The organism is Pseudomonas sp. IT-232MI5, assembly GCF_949767845.1.
Taxonomy (GTDB): Bacteria; Pseudomonadota; Gammaproteobacteria; order Pseudomonadales; family Pseudomonadaceae; genus Aquipseudomonas.
Window position 1 is genome coordinate 1 of sequence record NZ_CATKQE010000015.1, and the last position, 22,724, is coordinate 22,724.

The following is a 22,724-nucleotide window of genomic DNA, read 5'->3' on the forward strand; positions in this document are numbered from 1 at the left end:
AGTAGAAGTAACCGTTTTTGCTGGCTTGTTACCGTGTTGACGGGCCAGATACAGAATTTCTTGACGACCATAGAGCGTTGGAACCACCTGATCCCATCCCGAACTCAGAAGTGAAACGATGCATCGCCGATGGTAGTGTGGGGTTTCCCCATGTGAGAGTAGGTCATCGTCAAGATTGAATTCCGAAACCCCTGTCTGCTAACGCAGACAGGGGTTTTGTCATTTCAGGACCTGCAAAACCAATGATCAAACAGCTTTACGTGCCTTGCTGATACGTCGAGCCTGCCATTTGCGCCACCAGATGTAGACGCCAGTCCCCGACAAACCCGCCATCAAAATACCTAACACCGCGATCATTACCTGCCCTGTAACTCCAATGATCCGTCCTCCATGTATCGGTAACTGCAACCGATAAAATTGCTCTCCCAACGTTCCCTGCCCAGCAATCTCCTGCCCTAACAATCGCCCGTCCGTACCATGAAAGAACAACCAGGATTTGCCATGGGCTTCGGTGTCGTGCTGTCCAAAACCAGCGCCGTAGAAGTTGTACTCAAAGCTGTAATACAACTCCCCGATCGCCGCTGTCAGTCCTAACCTTTTCCCCTCCTGCAACGCCCTCTCATACGCCTGTTGATAACTCAATTGCGTCACCCCCAACTGTGAAGGGGTCATTCGCCCTCGAGCCTCGTAGACGCTCGGTTCAATCGGTGAAAACAACGAAACCGCAGGCTTGAATACCTGGCTCGGCAAGTTCATGGCGACGCTGCTGACAGCGATCGGCAGGAGCAACAACCACAGCCACAACCCCCCAGCACGATGTAGATCGAAGTTGAGTCGATAGGCATGCCCACCCTTCACCTTCCAGGCGGTCGACCACTTTTTCCAGAATGGCTTTCCTCGCGGCAATGTCAGCCACAGCGCAACGAAGCAATCGATCACCCAGGCAATGGCAACCAGACCCATCAACAACAATCCCCAATTACCCGGCAACGTCAGGTTGTAGTGGAACTCAAGAATGAACGGGACAAAATTCTCCCGTTGAAAACAGCACTCCCCCCAATACCTCTGGCCCTTTTGCTCAGCACTCACCGGATCCAGATAGAACACCTGATTACGCTCAGTGAATGGCTGGCCGGTCCCCGGATCGTTACGCGGAACCATCGCAAGCAACGCGGTGTGGCCCGCCTCATTCGGGTACTCCATGTACCAGACCTGTAACCTTGGATGGGCACTCTGCACGGCATCAACCAAATCACCGGGCGGCAGTCGCTCACCCACTGCAGACGCCGCATAAAACTGCGGATTCAACCATTCATCCAGCTCATGATTGAACGCCAGAATGCTTCCCGTGACCCCGGCAAGCAGCAAAAAAACTGCGGTGGCCAAGCCGATATAGCGATGCAACAACACCAGAAACGCACGCATGAGAATTTCCCCACAGAAACGACAAAGCCAGCCCCTGAAAAATCAGAGGCTGGCTTTTTTATGCACAGGACGAAAGGTTTAGAACTGGTAGCTCACCGTCGCCGCCACGTTGCGCTCTTCGCCCATGTAGCAGAAGTTCAGGCTTGCGCAGGAAGCGACGTAGGACTCATTGGTCAGGTTGTTCGCGTTCAGACGAACATCAACGCCCTTCAAGCCGACCTTGCCCAAGTCATAGCCAATCGAGGCATCGAACAGCGTGTAGGAAGGCACCTTGAGGGTATTTTCCGCATCGGCCCAGCTGTAGCCGACATAACGCACGCCGCCGCCGAGTCGCAGGCCATCGAGTGCCGCGTTGTCGAACTTGTAGTCCGCCCACAACGACGCCATATGACGCGGGGCCTGTGTCGGCGAGTTGCCCTTGTTCTCGATTACGTCTGTCGGCGTACTCAAGGTGCTGACCATCGACTTCGAGTATTCGATATCGGTGAAGGTGTAGCTGCCGAGGACTTTGAGGTTATCGGTCAACTGCATGTGCGCTTCCAGTTCCAGACCCTGAGAGCGGACGGCACCGACCGCACGATAGAAGTTTTCCTGCGGTAGTTTGGTCGCCAGATTCTCCTGATCGATGCGGAACAGCGACGCGGTGAACAAATTGTCAGTGCCTGGCGGCTGATACTTCATACCGACTTCCCACTGTGTTCCGTCGGTAGGTGCCAAAGGATTGCCGGCGCTGTCAGCGTAGGAGTTCGGGTTAAACGACTCGGAGTAGCTGACGTATGGCGCCAGACCGTTATCGAACAGGTACAGCGCACCCGCACGGCCAGTGAGCTTGGTGCGGCGATCATTGATCTCTGTGTCAACCGGACGCCCGGCTTCAGCAATACGGTTTTCGTCCGAAGTCTCGACCCAGTCCTGACGCAGGCCCAGCGAGAAGCGCCACTTGTCCATCTCGATCAGGTCTTGCAGGTAAACCCCGGTCTGCTCCAGACGCCGCAGGTAACTGGTCTCGCCATACATATCGACCGTCGAGTTGCCGTACACCGGGTTGAATGCATTGATCGGTGCAAGACCGCCGCTGGTCCAGTCGACCACGGTTTTGCGCCGCTGATAGTCGGCGCCCATGAGCACCGTGTGTTTGGTCGCGCCGGTGAAAAATTCAGCCTGGAGCATGTTGTCGACGATAAACGCATGCAGACGCTCATCCCCGCCGGTGTAATAGCGGTTCAGCTCGTTGCTGGTAGGCGAGGTCCAGCCATAGGCGTAGACCTGATCCATGTTTACTTTGGAATCGAGGTAACGAAAGTTCTGCCGTGCGGTAAAGACATCGTTGAAGCGGTGTTCAAATTGATAACCGAACGACTGCTGATCGCGCGAATAGCCATCGATGCCCGGCTCGCCTTCGAAGAAATGCGGCGAGATGCGGTTGCCATTGCGCTGATGAATGGTGCCGTCGGCCGGTACACCGCCGTGGTAGCCGCCATCCGGATCGTGTTGCAGATACGCCTGCAACGTCAGCGAAGTGTCTTCACTGAAATCGATACTCAACGTCGGTGCGAGGGCGAAGCGTTTTTCTTTGTTGTGGTCGAATTGCGTGTCGGACTGATCCGTTAACCCGGTCAGACGATAGGCAATACGCTTGTCGTCATCGACCGGGCCGCTGAAGTCAAAACCGACCCCGCGCTGCCCCTGCGTGCCGAACGTGGCTTGCACCTGATGGTAAGCCTCGTAGAGCGGTTTTTTGCTGGTCAGCGCCACCAGGCCGCCAGGCGAACTGCGACCGTACAGCACCGACGAGGGTCCCTTGAGAATGTCGACGCGCTCAAGAAAATACGGATCGACTTGCATGGTGCTGTAAGTACCGCTGTCACCCATCGACTTGAGGCCGTCGAGGTAGATGTTGTCGACCGAGCCGTCGTTGAAACCGCGCATCGCCACATAGTCATAGCGATGGGTCGCGCCGTACGGATTGGTCAGCACACCCGGCGTGTAACGCATTGCCTGCGAGACAGTCTGCGAGCCTTGGTCATCCATTTGTTCGCGAGTGACCACCGATACGCTTTGCGAGGTTTCCAGCAACGCCGTACTGGTCTTGGTGGCGATCTGGCTGTGCGTGGCGTTGTAGCCATCCATGCTGCCCAAGGCGTTGCCGAGGGCGAAACCTTTGATATCGGTGGTTGGCAGGGCCAGCGCTTCGGTTTCAGCGAGCGGACGCAGGACGTAGCTGCTGCCATCCTGGCTGACCGCTTCCAGACCGGAGCCACCGAGCAAATGGCTTAACGCCTGATCGGTCGAATATTCACCCTGTACGCCCGGCGATTGCCGGCCCTGAGTTTGCTGCGGGGTCGTCGACAACGTGATGCCAGCCTGACGTGCAAATTGATTCAGCGCCTCACCCAACGGGCCCGCTGCAATGTTGTAGCGATGGCTGAGTTCACTGGCCGCTGGATTATCCGCCATGCTCAAACCGGGCATCACACCAACGCCCAGCACCGTGGAAAAAAGCGCTGCCCGAACGGCGTGGCGCAACAGGCCCGATTCTGCAGTTAAATTCAGAGTGTTCTTACAGGTGGCGCGGACAGTCATTGTAGGTTTCCGTAGGAAGTCGCAAACGCTTGAATTGAAGTGCTTACTGACTAAGCCGGACCTGCAGCGAAAACCCGCCAAAATAATTTCAGGCAACGCGCTCCAGCGTCACCCACCAACGCGTGCGATAGCGCAATTGCACCGGCAATGTCTGCGGCAGAATCGCCAACAGCTTGTCGGTGTCTTCCAGGCGGAATACGCCGGACAGACGCAACTCGGAAACGTCAGACGCACAACTCAGAAAGCCCTGACGATAACGGCTGACTTCGCTGAGAAAATCACCCAGACGCATATTGCGCGTGACGATCAAGCCGTCGACCCAAGCGCCAGCATCCATAGCCAGCGGCGGTGCAGGGCGAACCCGATGGTGATCGATCAGATAACTCTGCCCGGCCAATGCTTCAACCGAAGTGCCGCCGGAGCGGATCGCAACCTGACCATGGGTGACGCTGAGCCGAGTGCAATCATGTTCCTGACGCAGGATGAATCGGGCATCGAAAGGTTCATAAGTACCGTGACGGTTTTGTATCCGCAGCGGCCGATCAGACGGCGCGCCCTCGTCGGAGCCGCCACAGGTGACAATAATTTCGCCGCGCGTCAGTTTGATCAGCCGCTGCTGCGCGGTGTAATCCAGATCCACTGCACTCGCGGTGTTCAGTTCGATCCGCGTGCCATCCGGCAACTGAAAGCCGCGCCGCTCGCCCGTCGCCGTAGCGTAATCGGCGCTCCATTGCTGCCACGCGGCCGTGTCTTTGGCCAGCCACGCGGCGGAGCCCATCAGCAATGCGCCAGACAACAGCTTCAAGGCCTGTCGCCGGCCAAGACCCTGAGCACTGTTTTCCAGGGTGTTGAACGCCACTTGCGCACCGGGCACCGCACGCAGGTTATTGCTCAACTCGGCTTGCAGCGACTGCACCCGTTGCCAGGCCAGTTCGTGCTCATGGTGTTCGGCGCGCCACTGTTCGCACTGGCGATTCAACCGCGGGTTGCCATGGTTGTTGCGCAAGCGCAGCAGCCAATGGATGGCTTGTTTGACTACGTGCTGTCGAGGCTCGGCGCGGCGACCGACTGAGACGTTATCCACCGGCATCAGCTTTCATACCGCAGCACATAGCAGTGATACAGGGCGTCGGCGACGTAACGTTCAACCGAACGCAGGGAAAGCCCCATCTGTTCGGCGATCTGCTTGTGGGTTAAACCTTCGCACTGCGCCAGCAGAAAGGCCTGACGCACTTTCGGCTTCAGTCCTTCAAGCATGCGCGCGATGCTCTCCAGCAATTCGATCACCAGCGCCCGGGCTTCGGCACTCGGTGTTTCTGCTTCAGGCAAATGGGCGATCGTTTCGAGATAGGCACGTTCGATTTCCTCTCGGCGCCAATGATCGATCACCAACCCACGTGCAATCGTGCGCAGGAAGGCGCGAGGCGACTTGAGTTCGAGGCGTTCGGTGCGCTGCAACAGGCGCAGGAAAGTGTCCTGCGCCAGATCCGCCGCATCTGCCGCATTGCCCAGCCGCGCGCGCAGCCAAGCGTTAAGCCAGCCGTGATGACTACTGTAAAGCGCCTGTACTGCAAACTCAGGTGAGGACATCAACGCCAACGTCACAAATGATAATTACTCGCATTGTCATCAAGGGTTACGAAATTTGCAACTGCCACCCGAACATCAACCCTGAAAAACATCGGGGCGAACGCTCTGGCACGCCGTTCGGCGGGAATCCTGCAGAAACGCCATCCATTTCCCGCTCAACCCTAAGATTTCTCCGACACGTGCCGACAGACTGGTGAGACATGCGTGCACCAAATCAGAGCAGCCGTTAGAACGCTGCCTGCGCTGTACATGGAATGTTGCATCCGGAACGCATCCCCACTTTTGGCATAAGAAGTCCCATGAAATGAATCTCAAGTTCAGCCATAAAATCCTGTTGGCCGCCTCGGGCGTCGTGGTCCTGGCGTTCGCGCTGTTCACCCTCTACAACGACTACCTGCAGCGAAACACCATTCGCCAGAACCTTCAGTCCTCCGTGCAGCAGGCCGGTGACCTGACCGCCAGCAGCGTGCAGAACTGGATGAGCGGGCGGATTCTGGTGCTGGAAAACCTCGCGCAGAACGTTGCCCATCAGGGCAAGGACGCGGACTTCCCGGGTCTGGTCGATCAACCAGCGTTCACTTCGAACTTCCAATTCACCTACGTCGGTCAGGCCAACGGTGTGTTCACCCAGCGTCCTGACGCGAAGATGCCGGACGGCTACGACCCGCGTCAGCGTCCTTGGTACAAACAAGCCGTGGTCGCTGACAAAACCATGCTGACGCCGCCGTACATGGCAGCGGTTGGCGGGTTAGTGGTAACCATCGCCATGCCGGTGAAAAAGAACGGCGAGCTGCTTGGCGTGGTCGGTGGTGACCTGAGCCTGGAAACCCTGGTGAAGATCATCAACTCGGTGGACTTCGGTGGTCTTGGCCACGCGTTCCTGGTCAGCGCCGACGGCCAGGTGATCGTCAGCCCGGACAAAGATCAGGTCATGAAAAACCTGAAAGACATCTACCCGAACACCAGCGTGCGCATCGAGAAGGGCAACCAGAACGTGGTGCTCAATGGCCAGGAACGTATTCTGTCGTTCACCCCGGTGAGCGATCTGCCGAATGCGCAGTGGTACATCGGTCTGTCGATTGATCGCGATAAAGCCTACGCCGCACTCAGCCAATTTCGCACCTCGGCGCTGATCGCGATGTTTGTTGCTGTGGCTGCGATTGCGCTGCTGCTGAGCCTGTTGATCAATGTCCTGATGCGTCCGCTGACCACCATGGGTCGTGCGATGCAGGACATTGCTCAGGGCGAAGGCGATCTGACCCGTCGTCTGGTGGTTGAGAGCAAAGACGAATTCGGTGAATTGGGCAGCGCATTCAACCAGTTCGTTGAACGGATTCACGCGTCGATTTCCGAAGTGTCCTCGGCAACCCGCCATGTGCATGACTTGTCGCAGCGCGTGATGGCGTCGTCCAATGCTTCGATCGTCGGTTCCGACGAACAAAGCGCGCGCACCAACAGCGTGGCTGCCGCGATCAACGAGTTGGGCGCCGCCACTCAGGAAATCGCGCGCAACGCCGCCGATGCTTCGCAACACGCGAGCGGCGCCAGCGAGCAGGCTGATGACGGTCGTCAGGTAGTCGAGCAGACGATTCAAGCGATGACCGAGTTGTCGCAGAAAATCAGCCTGTCGTGCACGCAGATTGAAACCCTGAATGCCAGCACCGACAACATCGGCCACATCCTTGATGTGATCAAAGGCATCTCGCAACAGACCAACCTGCTGGCGCTCAACGCGGCGATCGAAGCTGCGCGTGCCGGTGAAGCCGGGCGTGGTTTTGCGGTGGTGGCGGACGAGGTGCGTAACCTCGCCCATCGCACCCAGGAGTCGGCGGAAGAGATCCACAAGATGATCACGTCGTTGCAGATCGGTTCGCGCGAAGCGGTGACCACGATGAACGCCAGTCAGGCGTCCAGCGAGCAGAGCGTGGAAGTGGCCAACCAGGCCGGTTTGCGTCTGGTCAGCGTGACCCAGCGTATCGGCGAAATCGACGGGATGAACCAGTCGGTGGCAGCGGCGACCGAAGAGCAGACCGCCGTGGTGGAAACCCTCAACGTCGACGTTAACCAGATCAACCTGCTGAACCAGCAGAGCGTCGCCAACCTCAATGAAACGTTGAAGGATTGTGATGCGTTGTCGCAGCAGGCTAACCGTCTGAAGCAATTGGTCGACAGCTTCAAAATCTGACCGCGTTATCGTTCTTCGCGAGCAGGCTCGCTCCCACATTTGGAATGCATTTCCCTGTGGGAGCGAGCCTGCTCGCGAAAGCGGTGGTGCATTCACCGCAAAGCCGAAGCCTTAGACAAACAGCTTCAGCACATTCCCCATCGCATCATCCGCAAACCCCTGCACAAAATCCTTGAACCCCGGCAACGCCTCCTCACCGCCCGAAGCCGGCTCGGCAATGATCGTCCAGGTTGCCCTGGATTTGCCTGTGCCCAGCGCTTCCACATTCATCGCCGCCCACAGATTGGCCACCCCCAACGTGTTGTAAATCGTCGTCCAGGTCATGCTCCGCGCGTGTTCATCGCGGGAGTTGAGTTGCTCGACCACGAGGTTGCCATCCTTGAAGCATTTTTTGCGCAGCGAAGACACGCCCTCGCCGGTTGTTTCGATGTGCGACAGCGCTGGAATGAAACGGTCGAAACCGGCGAAGTTGCCCACCACCGCCCAGACCTGTGCGGCGTCCGCCGGCACTTCTACCGAAGACACAACGTGGCAGCCATGGGGGTTTTTGATCAGGGTATCGGGTTGCAGAGTGCTCATGGTGTTGCTCCTTTTGTTGGATCAGATGAAGTTGATTTCTTTCAGGTAGTCGCAGCCGCGACGCAGCAGCGCCGGGGATTTCTGCGGGTAATGAGCGCCCATCTGCTGTACGCCGGCTTCAGCGTTGGCGTGGCCGATCAGGGAGATGTCGCCGATGTCTTCTTCAAAGCCGTTGAGGTAGAAACCGAGCACGCCGAACAGCGCGTTGTCGGCGTCGACACGCCCGAGTTGCTGCTGCCAGTCGGCGACGCTGACCAGCGCGAACTCGCTGCCGGTTTCGCGGAACGAAGCGACGTAGGCGTCCCAGCTCAAAGGCTCGGGGTTATGCAGATTGAACACCGCGCGGTCGGGCGAATAACGGCTGGCGTGGAAGGCGATGAAGCGGGCGAGAAAGTCCACCGGCATCAGGTCGAAATTCAGCGCGAACGCCGGTACCTGGCCGAGCTGGATCGAGCCTTTGAGCATCAGCATCAGACGGTTTTTGTGCGGCTGACAAACGCCGCTCAAGCTGTTGAAACTGATGTTGCCGGGGCGGTACAGATTGACCCGGACGCCGCGCTCCCGCGCTCGTTCGAGGATGCGCTCGCCGACCCATTTCGACAGGTTGTAGCCGTTGCGAATGTAGATCGGCGGCGTAGGCGCGGCAGGCAATTCCAGCACTCGCCCCGCATCGTCGACCGTACTTGAAGCCGACAGCGTCGAGACGAAATTGAAAACCTTTTTGCTCTGCCCTTCGCACAAACGCAGCAGCGCAAAAATCGGCTCGACGTTGTCTGCCGCCAGGGACTCGTAATCGAGTACGTGATTGACGTTGGCGGCGTTATGCACCAACGCGCCGAACTCACGATCGAGGCGCTGATAATCGTCGTCGTCCAGGCCCAGTTGCGGGCGTGTGATATCTGCCGCGTAAACCCGCACGCGACTCAGATCCAGATGCTCCAGACGGTTTTCCCGCAGTGACTCGGCAAAGCGTTGCGCCGCCGTTTGCCCGCCGCCATCGCGCACCAGACACGCCACTTCGCTGGCGCCCCAGCCGAGCAGCGCCTCGACGATGTGCACGCCAACAAAACTATTGGCCCCGGTGACGATGACCTTGTGCACATCACCCATGCGACTGATCGGCAGTGGCTCGATATCCAGTGCGCGCTCGGCGTCGGCCATGGCTTGAGCGCTGAGCACCGCGCTGTCATCGGTGCCGCGCACCAGTGTCGCGAGTTTGATGATGGTCGGCAGTTCGATGAAGCGGTTGATCGAGATGCTGCGCCCGAACTCCTCACGCAGCCGCAGCAACATTCGCGACAGCAGAATCGAGTGACCACCGAGATTGAAGAAGCTTTCGTCAGTGGAAATATCGCTGGTGGGCAGCTCCAGCAATTCCGCCCAGATCTCCAGCAACAGTGCTTCATCGGCATTCGCCGGCAGGCATTTCGGCCCGCTGTCCTGCACGCTCACCGGCAGTTCCAGCAGCGCTTTGCGGTCGACCTTGCCGTTGCTGGCGAACGGCATGCTCGACAGTTCAGACCACGCCACGGGTTGCATGTAGTCGGGCAAAAATTGCCGGGCGTGAGCCTTTAGCGTTTCGCGCGCGATGTCCGATTGCGGCTGGGCGAGGAACGCCAGAATCCGTCGCTGAGAGTCGATCACCACTGCGATTTGCCGGTACAACTGGCTCTCGCGCAGGCAGCGTTCGATCTCTTCCGGCTCGACCCGGAAGCCGCGAATTTTCACCTGATTGTCGCGCCGTCCGCACAGCTCGATACCGTCCTCGCCCCACTTGGCCATGTCGCCGCTGCGGTAGGCGCGCAGCGTTTGGCCGTCCGGCAAATCCAAGGTTAGATAACGCTCGGCAGTCTGCTGTGGGTTGTTCAGATAACCGAGGCAGACGCCGGGGCCGACGATAAACAATTCGCCGACGGTGTTCTGTGGTACCGGTTGCAAATCGTCATCGAGGATCAGCACCTGACTGTTGGCGATCGGCGCGCCGAGGCTGCGGTTGCTGTCACCCGGTGTGAGCCGGCGGGCGGTGATCAGCACCGTGGCTTCGGTCGGGCCGTAAAGGTTGTGCAGCGTGCCCTGACGGGTCAGTTGCTCGATGACGAACGGCTCGCAGACGTCGCCGCCGGTCATCACTTGCACGCCTTCCAGTTGCTCCAGCGGCAGGATGCTCAACAGTGCCGGTGGCAGGAACGCGTGGGTCAGTTGCCGGCGGCGGATCAACGCGACCAGTTGCAGCGGATCGCGCCGTTGCGTGTCGTCGGGCACCACCAGTTCGGCGCCTTCGAGCAGGGTCGGGAAGATGTCGATCAGCGACGAATCGAAGCTTAGCGACGAGAACTGCAAGACTCGACTTTCTGCCTGCAACTGCACGTAATCGGCGTACCACGCGGTGAAGTGCGCGAGGTTGGCCTGGCTGAGCAGCACACCCTTCGGATGGCCGGTGGTGCCCGAGGTGTAGAGCGCCATGCACGCTGCATCAAGTTCGGGGCGGCGGCGCATCAACGGTTGGCTGAGATCTGCCTCGGCGCTGTCGATGCGGCTGACGTCCAGCCCCGCCATGGTTTCGCCAAGCGGATGCTCGCCGTCATGCAACAACAGCAGCGCGCCTGCGTTTTGCAGAATGTATTGCTGGCGCTGCAACGGATGACTCGGCTCCAGCGGCAAATACACCGCGCCGCTGCCGAGGACCGCCAGAATCGATGCGAACAACGCCGGGCTTTTCGGCAGGCAGATGCCGACCACCCACGGTTGCGGATGTTGCTCGAGCAAAGGCAGCATTTGCTGTTGAATCGCGCGACTGTAGTCGTGCAACTGGCTGTAGCTGAGCGACTGTTCGCCAAGGTGCAGTGCCGGCCGTTCGGCGTGGCGAATCAAGCTCTGTTGCAGACGCTCGATGACTGGCACTTGCGCCTGTTTCAGCAGCGCCACATTCGCGGTGTCGTTGCGCTGATGGACGTAAGCCAGGTTGTCGAGAAACAGCAGATTTTCCATCCGCTCGAAATCCGGCGCCGGCACAGATCCGGCCTGCTGAAAATACTCAGCGTCACGGGAGAAGCGGCTGACCAGCAACGCCACTTCGTCCACCACTTGGGTCAGCACCCGCTGTCGCAATGCCTGACCGTTTCCCGATGGCTCATCGGCAATCGGCACGCGGCTGATCAGTGACGAGCCAAGAAAACACAGCAAATCGAGTGACGGCAAACCGCCAAGGCTCTGCACGCCAACACCCAGACGCAGATGCAAATGCGGGATAGCGCAGAAGTCGCCAGCGCCAATAAAGCCATCGTCGATGATCAAATCCACCGTCGATGCCGCAACGCCGCTGCGCTGCAAGGAGTGACCGTGTTGTTCCAGTTCCTGCGCCAGGTCGGTCATGGCCTGGCTGGCGCCAATCAGCAAAATGTCGAGACGTTTCATGTCGGCCTCCTTGTCAAACCAGGTAATCGCGCAGGGCGAGTTGCACGCAGGGCGTGTCGAGCAGCGAGCTGTTGTGGAAGAACTTGACGATGTTGCCCACCAGCGGATGGTGGCGATTGATCGGAAAGGCCAGCCCGGCCATTTCATCCCTGAGCGAACGGCGCGTCGCCTCGCTGACCGGCAGTGCGTCGATCAGGCGCAGATCGAAGGCTTTCTGGATGTCGTTGGTCAGGTAGTGGCCGATGAACACCGGCAGAATCTGCGCGATGGTTTCGCGATCCGCCGCGTTGGCGGTGTGCCAATAGATACGCACCATCCGCGCCCAGAAACTCGAATGACGACCTTCGTCGAGCAAGTGATCGGCCATCAGACCTTTGATCGACGGCTTGACCGTGTCATCGCGGGCGAACGCCGCGACATCGCCGGTCACGGTGTTTTCGGCGATGGCCACGCAGATCAATTCCACCGCGCTGCGCAGGTGCTCCGGTGCCAGCGCTACAGCCGCAGGAATCGCCCGGCTCAACTCGATCTCATCGGGCAACTGAATCGGCTCGATGCCGGTCATCGCTACCGTTTGCTGCATGAAATCCATCGCCACCAGCGCGTGATAATCCTCATCGACCACCACGGTCATCGCGTCGTAACGACAGGCAAACGGGAAGGCCACGGCGAAGCGGTTCTTGGCGATGCTGCGTGCGGTCTTGTCGACGATCTCGGTTTCGAAAATCACCACGTCGTTGATGAACTTGTACAGCGTCTGCACCAAGGCGAAATCACGCTGTTGCGGGCACTCGCGCAGGAAGGTTTCACTGAGCACCAGTGGTTGGCGGCTGAGCGGGTAGATCAGGCGTTCATCGTCTTCCAGCACGCGTCGGGGGCGAGTGCGGATGGTGGCGCGGTTCTCCCAGGCGTCGGCAAAGGATTGATAGTCGGCGGCGTTCATTGGGCCACCTCCGCCAACGGTTCGCGCATGCTCAGGCGCAGGCCGTCCCACAGGGCGATGCGACTCTCCACGGCGGCGATGGCGCTGGCGTAGACCTCGGCCTCGCGCTGCGGATCGCCGGCGACCAGGCGTTCGAGCAGGTGTTCTGCCGCCGGGCCGTGGTCTTCGGAGTCGACCTCGATGTGCCGCTCCAGGTAGTAACGGAAGGTCGGTGCCTGTTCGATGCCGATGCCCCAGTCGTCAAGAATGCGCTGGAACATGGTCGGGATCACACTCTCGCGACCGTGCAGAAACGCCGCCGCCACGCTGTGTCCTGGTGCATGCAGGGCGGTACGCAAGGTGTCGCGGACAAATTGCGCAGCGGCCGGATCCACCTCGACGCTTTGCAGCGCAACGTCATAGCTCACCCCTTCCTGTTGCAGGGCGACAAAGCGCTCCACGGCCGTGGTACTCGCGCCGATTTCGCGCATCGCATCCAGGTACAACTCGAAATGGCTGTAATGACCCTCCGTCAGGCGATCATCCGATTCTTCACCCAGAACGATCTCGTTGATCAACCGGGCGGCGTGAGGGTCACGCGGCGGTAACCACGGCAAACGGGTGCACGTCAGCTCCTGCTGCAGGCGTTTGGTCAGCGACATGAAATCCCACACGGCAAACACGTGGGTTTCCATGAAACGACGCAAGACCGTTAGCGAGGTGATCTCGGAAAAGATCGGGTGAATGCTAAGTTCGGCTTTCTTCAGGGCGAGTTGGTTCTTATTGAGCATCATGATGTCCTTTATCGTTGATATGTAATGGAACTGCTCTGGAAACTGCGCAATCAATGAAACGACGACTTACTTGTTTTCTGTCGACGGGCGACAGCCTTCTTTCCTGATGGATAAGTGCGGATCGATATACCTGTGACATGGCCTCATGTCTGCCCATAAGGCGCTGCTGAGGTACCGCAGGCATTGGGCTGGCGCCGAGTTGAAGGGCGAAGTTCAAACTTGGCGAAGAAAAGCTAATACACAGACAAAGTAGTTAACAAGTATATTTTTAATTTTTTTAAGTTTGCTGTTTTTTGAAGTTGAGTTGTTCCGATAAAACTTGTGGGTAAAGTTTTATTTGGGCGTAGTTGCTCCTTTCGGCGAATAACGGCCAAAATTGATCGACAAGAGTGAATGCCTCACTCGAAGCAACTTTCCAGCAATAAGAATTGAATGATTTAAAAGGGGCGGAAGTTGGCCGTGACCCCGCGCCATGACTTCCTTTTTCCCGTGGCAAGGCTCCTTCCGTAGGTTCCTGGTGCGGGGACTGCGCCGTCAGGGCGGCGCGTCGCCCGTTCTTTATGGGGTTGGCCGTTCAAGAGTGCGGGTAAATGAGCGCCACGGCTATTACCGATTCGTCATCGGCACGCTGCAAATGCGGACTGATAGGCGCGGAGGAGGTTAGAGCGGGCACGCGGATCCGCCCACCTGAGGGCGGGCAGATCGCTTGGGGATTTGTAAGCGGGTGATTCGTGGGAGGTGCGCGCTCAGCGAGCGGCTTTGCGGCTTTGCGCGGCGGGGGTAGCGAGATAACGGGTAATCACCTCGACGCCCCGATTAAGGTGCTGCTCGAGGAGTTTGATTGACAGTTCAACGTCACGATCCTGCACGGCTTGCAGCATTGCCCGGTGATCGTCCTGGGACAGTTTGCCCAGGCCCATGGCCTCAAGGTTGAAACGCAGAAAACGTTCCTCTTCGTTGAGTCCGTCTTCGACCAGTCGCAGCAAGCGTTTATTGGGCGCTTTGCAGTACAGGGCCATGTGGAACAAACGGTTGAGCCGGCCGATTTCCGTGTAGTCTTGTTGCGCTTCCAGCTCTTCGATGTAACCGGCGGCGCGTGTGTGATCGGCCGAGGTCAGCTGCGGAATCGACTGGCGCATGGCTTCGGATTCGAGGAGGATGCGCAGCTCGTAGGTTTCGGTGGCATCGCCTTGAATCAACGGCGCAACCACTGCGCCTTTATGCGCGGTAACGCTCAGCAGTTCCTGAGCTTCGAGCTGGCGCAAGGCTTCGCGCACCGGCATGCGGCTGACGCCGAACAAATCGGCCAGATCCTGCTGGCGCAGCGCCGTGCCGCAGGGCAGACGCCCATCGAGGATTGCCGAGCGCAGGGTTTCTTCGATCACCGACCGGGCCAGATGCGCAGGAATCGGTCCATCGACTTTAATGCTGTGCAGCGGTTTGGGCTTCTGTGTCACGACTACGCACCCTGTATGTCGGCCTGATTTGGATCCAAATGACACTAGTGATTGCTCTACAGGTTGTCAAACCTTGTAAAACATTGGGTGCCAACTGAAGTTTAGCGTGTCGCCGATGATCTCATGGTGCCATTGTTTTTTGCCGGGCTAAGCTTCACCATCAAACGCTTTCCTTCCTGCCCCCCGGAATTCTGCTGTGGCGGTACGTTTCGCGATCCCCCGGACACTGCGCTGGCTAGGCTGCGCACTGCTGCTGGCCGGCGTCATGCTGGGCGGTCTGCATGCCGATTGGGATTTTTCCACGATCAGCCGCAAAGCCACGGCGCTCTATGGGCCGCTGGGTGTCGGGCAGCAGCGCATCGATGCCTGGCAGAATCTGTTGGCTACGCAGAAACAGGTTAGCGAGATGGAAAAGCTCAAAGTGGTGAACCTGTTTTTCAACAAACAGGTGCGCTACGTCGAAGACATCGACCTGTGGCACGAGGTCGACTATTGGGAAACGCCGATCGAGGCTCTGTGGAAGGGCGCTGGCGACTGCGAAGACTATGCGATCGCCAAGTATTTCAGCCTGCGCCATCTCGGCGTTTCCAGTGACAAGCTGCGCATCACCTATGTCAAAGCGTTGCGCCAGAACCGCGCGCACATGGTCCTGACTTACTATGCCACCCCCGATGCCATGCCGCTGGTGCTCGACAGCCTCATCGATCCGATCCAGCCGGCATCGCAGCGAACCGATTTGCTGCCGGTCTACTCTTTCAATGCCGAAGGTCTGTATTTGCCGGGCGCCAAGGGCAACAAAAAGGTCGGTGATACCAAACGCCTGTCACGCTGGCAGGATGTCTTGAAGAAAATGCAGGCCGAAGGTTTCCCGGTCGAGACGACTAACTAGGAGCACGCGCTCAGATGTCTTTGTTCAAACAGCTGTTGATCGCTATCTGTCTGTTCCTGGTGGTCGCCTTCACCGGCAGCTTCATGGTCAGTCTGGAGAGCTCGCGCACCCAGTACGTCAACCAGTTGCGTTCCCACGCGCAGGACGCCGCGACGGCGCTGGCCTTGTCGCTGACGCCGAATATCGACGACCCGGCGATGGTCGAGTTGCTGGTCAGTTCGATTTTCGACAGCGGTTATTACGCGAGCATCCGCGTGGTCGATCTGAAGACCGATCAGACTATCGTCGAGCGCAATGGCATTCCGGCGGTCAGCAATGTGCCGGACTGGTTCGTCAAGCTGATCGGTCTGGAACCGGCTGGTGGCGATGCGCTGGTCAGCCGTGGCTGGGAGCAGGCGGCGCGGGTCGAAGTGGTCAGCCATCCGATGTTTGCCGTGGCCAAGCTGTGGCAGAGCGCGTTGGGCAGCCTTGGCTGGCTGCTGATCTGCGGCGCAGTGAGTGCGGTGCTCGGGGCATTGCTGCTGCGCCGGCAATTGAAGCCGCTGGATTACATGGTCAAGCAGTCTCACGCCATCGCCCGTCGCGAGTTTCTCAGCCTGCCTGAATTGCCGCGCACGCCTGAGTTGCGTCGCGTGGTGCAGGCGATGAACCAGATGGTCGAGAAGCTCAAGGCGCTGTTTCAGGAGCAGGCCGAGCGCAGTGAAAAACTGCGGGCCGAGTCTTATCAGGACAACCTGACGGGGTTGGCCAACCGGCGTTATTTCGAGATGCAGTTGAACAATCGGGTGAGCAATCCGGAGCAGGCCAGTTCTGGTTATCTACTGCTGTTGCGGGTCAAGGATCTGGCCGGGCTCAACCAGCGTCTGGGCGGTCAGCGCACCGATGAACTGTTGAAAGCAGTTGGCGAACAGTTGTCTCGCGAATGCGCCAAGTACCCGGAAACCCAGAACCTTGTCACGCGGATTCGTGGCGGTGAGTTCGCTGTGCTGGCGCCGGGGCTGGTTCGAGAAGAAGCGCTGCAACTGGCGCAGAACCTCGACAATGCCTTGAGCAGTCTGCACGCCACCGGCGCGACCGACGTCGCTGCCGTGGCGTCGATCGGCCTGGCGCCGTTCACTCACGGCGATTCGCCGCAACAGGTGCTGACCCTCGGTGATCAGGCGCTGGCGCAAGCCGAAGGGCAGGGCGAGCAGAACTGGGCGTGCATCGATCAGAGCCTGACGGCGGATGTCGGCGACGATCACCACGCATGGCATCGTTTGCTCGATCAGGCCTTGAGTCAGCAACGTTTCGAGCTGTATTTCCAGCCGGTGGTCGCCGCCGCAGACACGCAACTGGTGCTGCATTACAAAGTGCTCTCGCGCTTGCTCGATGATCAGGGCCAGACCATCCCGGCCGGGCGTTTTCTGCCATGGCTGGAGCGCTTCGGCTGGACCGCGCGGCTGGATCGCCTGATGCTTGAGCGCGTGCTGGAGCAGATGAAAGAACATGAAGATTCGCTGGCGCTGAACCTGTCTTCGGCGACCCTGGCCGATCCGCAGGCGTTGAACAAAGTCTTCGAGATTTTGCGCGCACATTCCAACCTCGGCGAGCGCCTGACCCTGGAAATCGGCGAGGAGCAATTGCCGGAACAAGCGGTGCTCGAGCAGTTGACCCGGCGCCTGCGCGAACTGGGCTTCTCACTGAGCCTGCAGCGCTTTGGTGGTCGTTTCAGCATGATCGGTAATCTGGCGCGGCTGGGGCTGGCGTACCTGAAGATCGATGGCAGCTACATTCGCGCGATTGATCAGGAGAGTGACAAGCGGCTGTTCATTGAGGCGATCCAGCGCGCGGCGCACAGCATTGATCTGCCGCTGATTGCTGAGCGGGTCGAGACGCAAGGGGAGTTGGCGGTGATTCGCGAGATGGGTTTGTATGGGGTTCAGGGGCAGTTGTTGGGTGAGCCGAAGCCTTGGCGGTGAGTCATTGCAAAAGCAACCCTCACCCTAGCCCTCTCCCGGAGGGAGAGGGGACTGACCGTGCGATATTGATGTAATACGCCGACGTGAAAGAGCTCCGCTGAATCCATAATCGATTCGATTTCTCAGGTCGATGTATAACGCCAGACACCTCGGTCGGCCCCCTCTCCCTCGGGGAGAGGGCTGGGGTGAGGGTAGGCTTTTGATTACGGGGGGATCAGATCAACCCGCCCTCATCCTCATCGATCAACTGACTCAACCCGCCCAACGCTTCCCGCGCCTGGGTCCGGTCCATCAGTTTGGCCTGGGCCGCCGGTGGCAGGTCGGTGACACGGATCACGCCTTTCTGGGTCAGCACCTGAATCAGGTCGTCGAGTACCCGAATCATTTCGAAGTCGCTCTGCTTGAGCTGTTTGAGGCTGGTTTCCACCACTTCATTGGCGAACCAGGCCTGGATTTCATGGCTGTCGGCCGGCAGCGTTTCCGTGGCCTCGGCGTAGGCCGCGGCTTCCACGCGAATCAACAGACCTTGCGCATCGCGTTGCACGTAAAACATTGAGCATCCCTCAGAAATGAACCAGCGTCATGCTGTCAGCAGCATAGCCAACTGCGCGCGAGTATGCGGGGCGGCGACGCGATCGTCACCGGTCCGGTCAGCACAAACGTGACGGCCGCCCCATTGGGGCGGCCGTTTTGTTCACGGATCAGCTGTTGTTGTGGTCGACTTTGATGGTCGGGTCGCTGCCGGCAATCAGGTTGTGAATGTTGGCACTCGACCAGTTGTTGCCTTCCAGTTTGATCGTCACGTCCGGGGTCGCCGCTGCGGCATCGCCGGAGTTGAACTTGCCCGCCGAGCTGACTTGCAGCGACGACGTACCGTCGACCGTGGTGATCTTCAGGAAGTTGTCGATGGTGCTGCCAGTCTCGCCCTGCAGCAAATCACGCAGATCGATACGGTCACCGTCGGCGGCCTTGAAGTCCTTGATCACGTCGTTGCCGGTGTCGCCCGCCTTCCAGACAAAGGTGTCGGCGCCAGAACCACCGATGAGGATGTCATTGCCCTGACCACCGATCAGTGTGTCGTTGCCGGTGCCGCCGAGCAGGATGTCATTGCCTTTGCCGCCATCGAGCAGGTCGTTGCCGCCCGAGCCGAAGAGGATGTCATTGCCCGCGCCACCCAACAGCGTGTCATTGCCATCATGCGCACCGGACACATCGAACGCCTGATAGTGCTCGGTGATGTATTGGTGCACGTTGCTGGTGGTGACCTTGCTGACGTCGACGCCGGTTTCCTTGGCAACGAACGCCTGCATCGCCTGATAACCCTCACCGGCAATGCCGTTGAAACTCACCAGATCGCCAAAGAGGATGTCATTGCCGTCGCCACCGCTGACGGTGTCGTTGCCCGGCATCGTCGCTTCGGTGTGGCCGATAATCGAGTTGGCCAGATCCTTCGGATCAATGTTGGTCTGCGGCGTTTTATCCGAATCGTAAGGTTTCAGGTCGTTGAGGCTGACGCCGCTGTTCAGGCCGATGGCCTCGACATTCGACAGGCCACTGAGCAACGCGAAGCTGCTGGTCGAGTTGTCGGTGGTGGTCGAGGTGGTGCTGCTGCCGCTACCGGCCAGACTCGACAACTCGTAAGTGCCGTCGCCCTGCGCGTGAACGGTGCCCAGATTGGTGGTGCTCCAGCCATAACGGGCGGTGTAGGTCTGCAACTGGGCAAAACCGCTGGCGTTGATGCTCAGGTAATGCGTGTTGTCGATGTAGGTGCTGAAGGTGTCGCCCAGCTTGTAGTTGCTGGTGGTCACCACGCTGTCGAACTTCACGCTGCCGTACAGCGTCGGGTTGGTCTGCTCGCCGCTCTGGTAGTAGGTCGGCTGGCCGTCGGTGATGAAGTACGTGAGGTTTTTCGCCCCGGTGTTGGCCACAGCGTCGGCACTCTGGAACCAGTTGGCCGTGGTTTTGAACACGTCCTCATAGTTGGTGCCGCCGCCGGAACTCATCGAGTCGAGTACGGATTTGAGCAGGGTCAGCGCATTCGGGTCGTTGAGGTTCACCGACACCGACTTGTTGACCTGGGTATCGAAGTCCACCAGGAAGATGTTCACCGTACCCGAGTTGCTGCCGCCCAGGCTCTGCTTGAGGGTGTTGAACACCGACGTCAGCGAATCCTTGGCCGCATTGATCGACGAGCTGCTCATACTGCCGGAGCTGTCGACCATGAAGGCGATGTTGTAGTTGGTACCCGGGACCACGGTCAGGCCACCGATGTCGGCGACGATGATGTCGTTGCCATCGGTGCCGCTGACGGTGTCATCGGCCGACGTGGCGACAATGGCGTTGTAGACCGCCGGCACCACGGTGACCGGAATGGTCGCGGTGCTGCTCGCCGAACCGCCGACCATCTCGGTGGAGGTCGAGGTCACGGTCAGGTTGAACTGGCCGTTGTAGTACGGCGGCGGGGTCACGGTCAGGCTGCCGAGGTTCCAGCCGGTGACGTTGGCGTCGCCGCTGCTGGCGGTGACGGTGAAGGTATGGCCCGCGCCATCGCTGAGCACCGAGCCGACTGGCGCGCCGCTGATCTTCACGCTCAGGGTTTCCGAACCGTCGGTGTCAGTCAGTGCGGTGGTGATTGCCGACAGTTTCACCGTGGTGCCTTCGGCGCCGGTGTTGAGTTTGTAGCCGTCGTAATAGCCTTCGCCGTTGCTGCCGTGCAGATCGGAGACGGTCACGCCCGAATTCACCAGATCCTGCACGCCGGTGTAGATCGGTACGCCAGCGCTGCTCAGGTCGATCGGCGTGCTGCCGTTGACCGACAGGTTGACGTCGTAGCTGCCCGGGCCGCTCTGGTTGTGGTGGTAGATGTCCAGGGTGTAGTAGCCGCTGGTGGTCGGGGTGAACGAACCGTTGAGGTTACCGCCCGCGCCCCACGTGGTCGATGCCACGCTCTTGCCGCCAATGGTCACCAACAGGCTGTCATCGCCGATACCACTGAAGGTGTAGGTCTTGCCGGCTTCCAGATAGATCAGGCCCGAGGTCTTCGAGGCAGTACCGGCGGTCACGCTGCCGTCGGACTGCACGTTGTTGACGTTAGTGCTGGTGTTCGGTGTGCCCGCACCGTCAATGACGTTTTTCAACGTGGTCGAATCCGCGCCGTTGCCGTTGGTGCCCAGACCCGAGAGACCAGTCCAGACTTCCTTGATCAGTCCGGTCGACTTCACGCTGTTGTCGGCCACGCTCACGGTCGGCGCATCCGCTACCGGGGTGATGTCGATCTTCACGGTGCCGGTGTTGCCCAGCAGTTGGCCGTCGGTTGGCTGGAACTTGATTTGCGCGTAGTCAGCCTGGTTGTTGCCCAGACCGCTGCCGCCGTAACCGTTGACGCCCGACTCGTTGGCATCCGGCAGGAAGCGCAGCTTGCCCGCGTCGATGTCAGCCTTGCTGAAGGTCTGGTTGTTGGCGACGTCTTTCCAGGTCGAACCGTCCAGGTACTGCAGTTTGCCTTCACCCGGCAGCTGGGTGATTTTGATGCCCAGGCTGCTGGCCGGGCTGTCGACGTCGGTCACACCGAAAGTCGACCAGCCGAGCACCAACGGGGTGTCTTCGGTGCCGGTGACATTGCTCGGTGCAGCGACCGGTGCGTCATTGACCGCCACCACGTTGACCGTGGTGGTCGCGGTGTTGGAGTAGTTGCCGCCATCGGTCACGGTCACCGTGATGATGCGCGGCACGGTGCTCGGGTTTTCGCTGCCGTTGGTGAAGCTGATGTTCTTGATGGCCTGCATGTAATCAGCCAGCGTCGCGTTACCGGACAGCGTCAGCGTGACGGTGCCGTTAGTGCTGTTGGCATTGATGGTGATGCCGTTGACGCTGTTGCCCAGGTTCAGCGCATCACCGTCCTGACGGTTGGTCAGGATTACGGTGGCGCCGGTGAGCATGGTGCTGTCCGGGTCGGTGATGCTGATGTCGGTGTCGGCAATCGACACACCCGCGCCCGGGGTGTTTTCGGTGAAGGTCACCTTGTAGTCGGCACCGGTGGCGCCGCTGGAGTTGTTGGCATCCAGGTCGATGACCGGCGGTGCGTCGTTGTCGATGATCGACGTGCTGACGCTGCCATTGGTGCTGCTGACCGCGAGGTTCTCGAAGTTGCCGCCAGTGGCTGAATCGATCTTGACCACGAAGTTCTCGGTGCCTTCGGTGATCTTGTCATCGATGGTGGCGACGTTGAACTGCGCGCTGCTCGCACCGGCCGGGATCTTCACGGTGTACACACCGGTGAAGTCCGAACCGTCGGCAGCGGTACCGCTGTAGACGATTTTCAGGGTCACTTCGGTTTGCGCCGGGTGGTTCAGGCTGACCGTGTAGCTGGCGGTCTGGCCTTCGGTCACCGAGCTGCTGCCAGTGATGCTGACGGTGGTGGTGTCGATGGTGTCGGTGACGTTGGTCACGGCTGGCGTGGTGTTGGTCACCAGATTTTCGAAGCCGCCGCCGCTGGTGCCGGTGATGGTCGCCTGCACGGTGCCGGCGTCTTTGTAGACGTCGTCAGCCGGTGCTGGAACGGTCACGGTGCCGGTGGTTTTGCCGGCGTCGATGGTGATTACCGAGCCGTTGCTCAGGGTTACGGTGACTGGCGAGCCTGCGGCATTGGTCAGGGTCGCGGTGTAAGTGATCTGACCACCTTCGGCCACGGTGCCGGTCGCGGACAGCGACAGGTTGGTGGTGTCGACGGTGTCGGTCACGGTGGTGCTGACCGGGGTTTTGTCGGCCACGAGGTTCTCGTAGTTGCCGCCCGTCACGTTGGTGATCGAGTTGGTCAGCGGCGCATGGCCAGTCAATGCGTCGTTTGGCGCCGTGGTGGTCGCCGTACCGGTGGTCTGGCCAACACCGATGGTGATGGTTTGACCATTGGCCAAAGTCACGACAAC

The 22,724-nt window shown here is 59.4% G+C and carries 13 protein-coding genes, 1 rRNA gene and 1 pseudogene; 4 read left to right on the top strand and 11 right to left on the bottom strand.

The window, feature by feature from the left end; genetic code table 11:
- The first annotated feature begins 59 nt into the window (after positions 1-59).
- Positions 60-175: ribosomal RNA gene (gene rrf / locus ACM6JQ_RS13010) — 5S ribosomal RNA — on the top strand.
- Positions 176-246: 71 nt separating this feature from the next.
- On the opposite strand, the gene ACM6JQ_RS13015 is transcribed toward rrf, so the two are convergent.
- From ACM6JQ_RS13015 to ACM6JQ_RS13030, 4 genes are all read right to left on the bottom strand, one after another.
- Positions 247-1,425 carry a PepSY-associated TM helix domain-containing protein gene (locus ACM6JQ_RS13015; RefSeq protein WP_095113871.1) on the bottom strand — a complete coding sequence of 393 codons (1,179 nt, stop codon included), beginning with the start codon at positions 1,423-1,425 and terminating at the stop codon, positions 247-249.
- A 78-nt stretch (positions 1,426-1,503) separates the two neighbouring features.
- Positions 1,504-4,008 carry a TonB-dependent siderophore receptor gene (locus ACM6JQ_RS13020; RefSeq protein WP_414893957.1) on the bottom strand — a complete coding sequence of 835 codons (2,505 nt, stop codon included), beginning with the start codon at positions 4,006-4,008 and terminating at the stop codon, positions 1,504-1,506.
- An 88-nt stretch (positions 4,009-4,096) separates the two neighbouring features.
- Positions 4,097-5,098, bottom strand: a complete 1,002-nt coding sequence (locus ACM6JQ_RS13025) for a FecR domain-containing protein (RefSeq protein ID WP_007918973.1) — start codon at positions 5,096-5,098, stop codon at positions 4,097-4,099.
- Positions 5,098-5,598 (bottom strand): sigma-70 family RNA polymerase sigma factor, encoded by a 501-nt coding sequence (locus tag ACM6JQ_RS13030; RefSeq protein ID WP_007918975.1) that lies wholly within the window; start codon positions 5,596-5,598, stop codon positions 5,098-5,100. Before ACM6JQ_RS13030 ends, ACM6JQ_RS13025 begins: the two co-directional genes overlap by 1 nt.
- Before the next feature lie 304 nt (positions 5,599-5,902).
- Here ACM6JQ_RS13030 and ACM6JQ_RS13035 point away from each other — a divergent pair, with 304 nt between their 5' ends.
- The gene (locus ACM6JQ_RS13035) at positions 5,903-7,783 is read left to right on the top strand and encodes a methyl-accepting chemotaxis protein (protein ID WP_095113874.1); all 1,881 of its coding nucleotides are present in this window, start codon (positions 5,903-5,905) and stop codon (positions 7,781-7,783) included.
- Positions 7,784-7,894: 111 nt separating this feature from the next.
- On the opposite strand, the gene ACM6JQ_RS13040 is transcribed toward ACM6JQ_RS13035, so the two are convergent.
- From ACM6JQ_RS13040 to ACM6JQ_RS13060, 5 genes are all read right to left on the bottom strand, one after another.
- Complete coding sequence (locus ACM6JQ_RS13040) at positions 7,895-8,362, bottom strand: SRPBCC family protein (protein WP_095113875.1); 468 nt, start codon at positions 8,360-8,362, stop codon at positions 7,895-7,897.
- 21 nt (positions 8,363-8,383) lie between these two features.
- Complete coding sequence (locus ACM6JQ_RS13045) at positions 8,384-11,776, bottom strand: non-ribosomal peptide synthetase (RefSeq protein WP_414893958.1); 3,393 nt, start codon at positions 11,774-11,776, stop codon at positions 8,384-8,386.
- A 13-nt stretch (positions 11,777-11,789) separates the two neighbouring features.
- The gene (locus tag ACM6JQ_RS13050; RefSeq protein WP_414893959.1) at positions 11,790-12,719 is read right to left on the bottom strand and encodes a diiron oxygenase; all 930 of its coding nucleotides are present in this window, start codon (positions 12,717-12,719) and stop codon (positions 11,790-11,792) included.
- The gene (locus ACM6JQ_RS13055) at positions 12,716-13,489 is read right to left on the bottom strand and encodes a DUF3050 domain-containing protein (RefSeq protein ID WP_414893960.1); all 774 of its coding nucleotides are present in this window, start codon (positions 13,487-13,489) and stop codon (positions 12,716-12,718) included. The genes ACM6JQ_RS13050 and ACM6JQ_RS13055 overlap by 4 nt, the downstream gene beginning before the upstream one ends.
- A 749-nt stretch (positions 13,490-14,238) precedes the next feature.
- Positions 14,239-14,949, bottom strand: a complete 711-nt coding sequence (locus ACM6JQ_RS13060; RefSeq protein ID WP_414893961.1) for a GntR family transcriptional regulator — start codon at positions 14,947-14,949, stop codon at positions 14,239-14,241.
- A 196-nt stretch (positions 14,950-15,145) separates the two neighbouring features.
- On the opposite strand from ACM6JQ_RS13060, the gene lapG reads away from it, so the two are divergent.
- Positions 15,146-15,838 (top strand): cysteine protease LapG, encoded by a 693-nt coding sequence (gene lapG / locus ACM6JQ_RS13065; protein ID WP_007918984.1) that lies wholly within the window; start codon positions 15,146-15,148, stop codon positions 15,836-15,838.
- A 14-nt stretch (positions 15,839-15,852) separates the two neighbouring features.
- Positions 15,853-17,799: a cyclic di-GMP receptor LapD gene (gene lapD / locus ACM6JQ_RS13070; protein WP_007918985.1), complete on the top strand. Its 1,947-nt coding sequence runs from the start codon at positions 15,853-15,855 to the stop codon at positions 17,797-17,799.
- Positions 17,800-18,013: 214 nt separating this feature from the next.
- Here the strand turns inward: lapD and ACM6JQ_RS13075 are convergent, their stop codons facing one another.
- Both ACM6JQ_RS13075 and ACM6JQ_RS13080 read right to left on the bottom strand, forming a co-directional pair.
- The gene (locus ACM6JQ_RS13075; protein ID WP_007918987.1) at positions 18,014-18,352 is read right to left on the bottom strand and encodes a hypothetical protein; all 339 of its coding nucleotides are present in this window, start codon (positions 18,350-18,352) and stop codon (positions 18,014-18,016) included.
- A gap of 148 nt (positions 18,353-18,500) precedes the next feature.
- Positions 18,501-22,724, bottom strand: a pseudogene (locus tag ACM6JQ_RS13080) (LapA family giant adhesin); the annotation flags it as partial.

What these genes read in the sequence shown, in the direction of transcription:
- ACM6JQ_RS13015 (WP_095113871.1), bottom strand. Translation starts at nt 1,425, where the DNA reads ATGCGTGCGTTTCTGGTGTTGTTGCATCGCTATATCGGCTTGGCCACC.
- ACM6JQ_RS13075 (WP_007918987.1), bottom strand. Translation starts at nt 18,352, where the DNA reads ATGTTTTACGTGCAACGCGATGCGCAAGGTCTGTTGATTCGCGTGGAA.
- ACM6JQ_RS13045 (WP_414893958.1), bottom strand. Translation starts at nt 11,776, where the DNA reads ATGAAACGTCTCGACATTTTGCTGATTGGCGCCAGCCAGGCCATGACC.
- lapD (WP_007918985.1), top strand. Translation starts at nt 15,853, where the DNA reads ATGTCTTTGTTCAAACAGCTGTTGATCGCTATCTGTCTGTTCCTGGTG.
- ACM6JQ_RS13030 (WP_007918975.1), bottom strand. Translation starts at nt 5,598, where the DNA reads ATGTCCTCACCTGAGTTTGCAGTACAGGCGCTTTACAGTAGTCATCAC.
- ACM6JQ_RS13040 (WP_095113875.1), bottom strand. Translation starts at nt 8,362, where the DNA reads ATGAGCACTCTGCAACCCGATACCCTGATCAAAAACCCCCATGGCTGC.
- ACM6JQ_RS13050 (WP_414893959.1), bottom strand. Translation starts at nt 12,719, where the DNA reads ATGAACGCCGCCGACTATCAATCCTTTGCCGACGCCTGGGAGAACCGC.
- ACM6JQ_RS13035 (WP_095113874.1), top strand. Translation starts at nt 5,903, where the DNA reads ATGAATCTCAAGTTCAGCCATAAAATCCTGTTGGCCGCCTCGGGCGTC.
- ACM6JQ_RS13020 (WP_414893957.1), bottom strand. Translation starts at nt 4,008, where the DNA reads ATGACTGTCCGCGCCACCTGTAAGAACACTCTGAATTTAACTGCAGAA.
- ACM6JQ_RS13055 (WP_414893960.1), bottom strand. Translation starts at nt 13,489, where the DNA reads ATGCTCAATAAGAACCAACTCGCCCTGAAGAAAGCCGAACTTAGCATT.
- ACM6JQ_RS13025 (WP_007918973.1), bottom strand. Translation starts at nt 5,098, where the DNA reads ATGCCGGTGGATAACGTCTCAGTCGGTCGCCGCGCCGAGCCTCGACAG.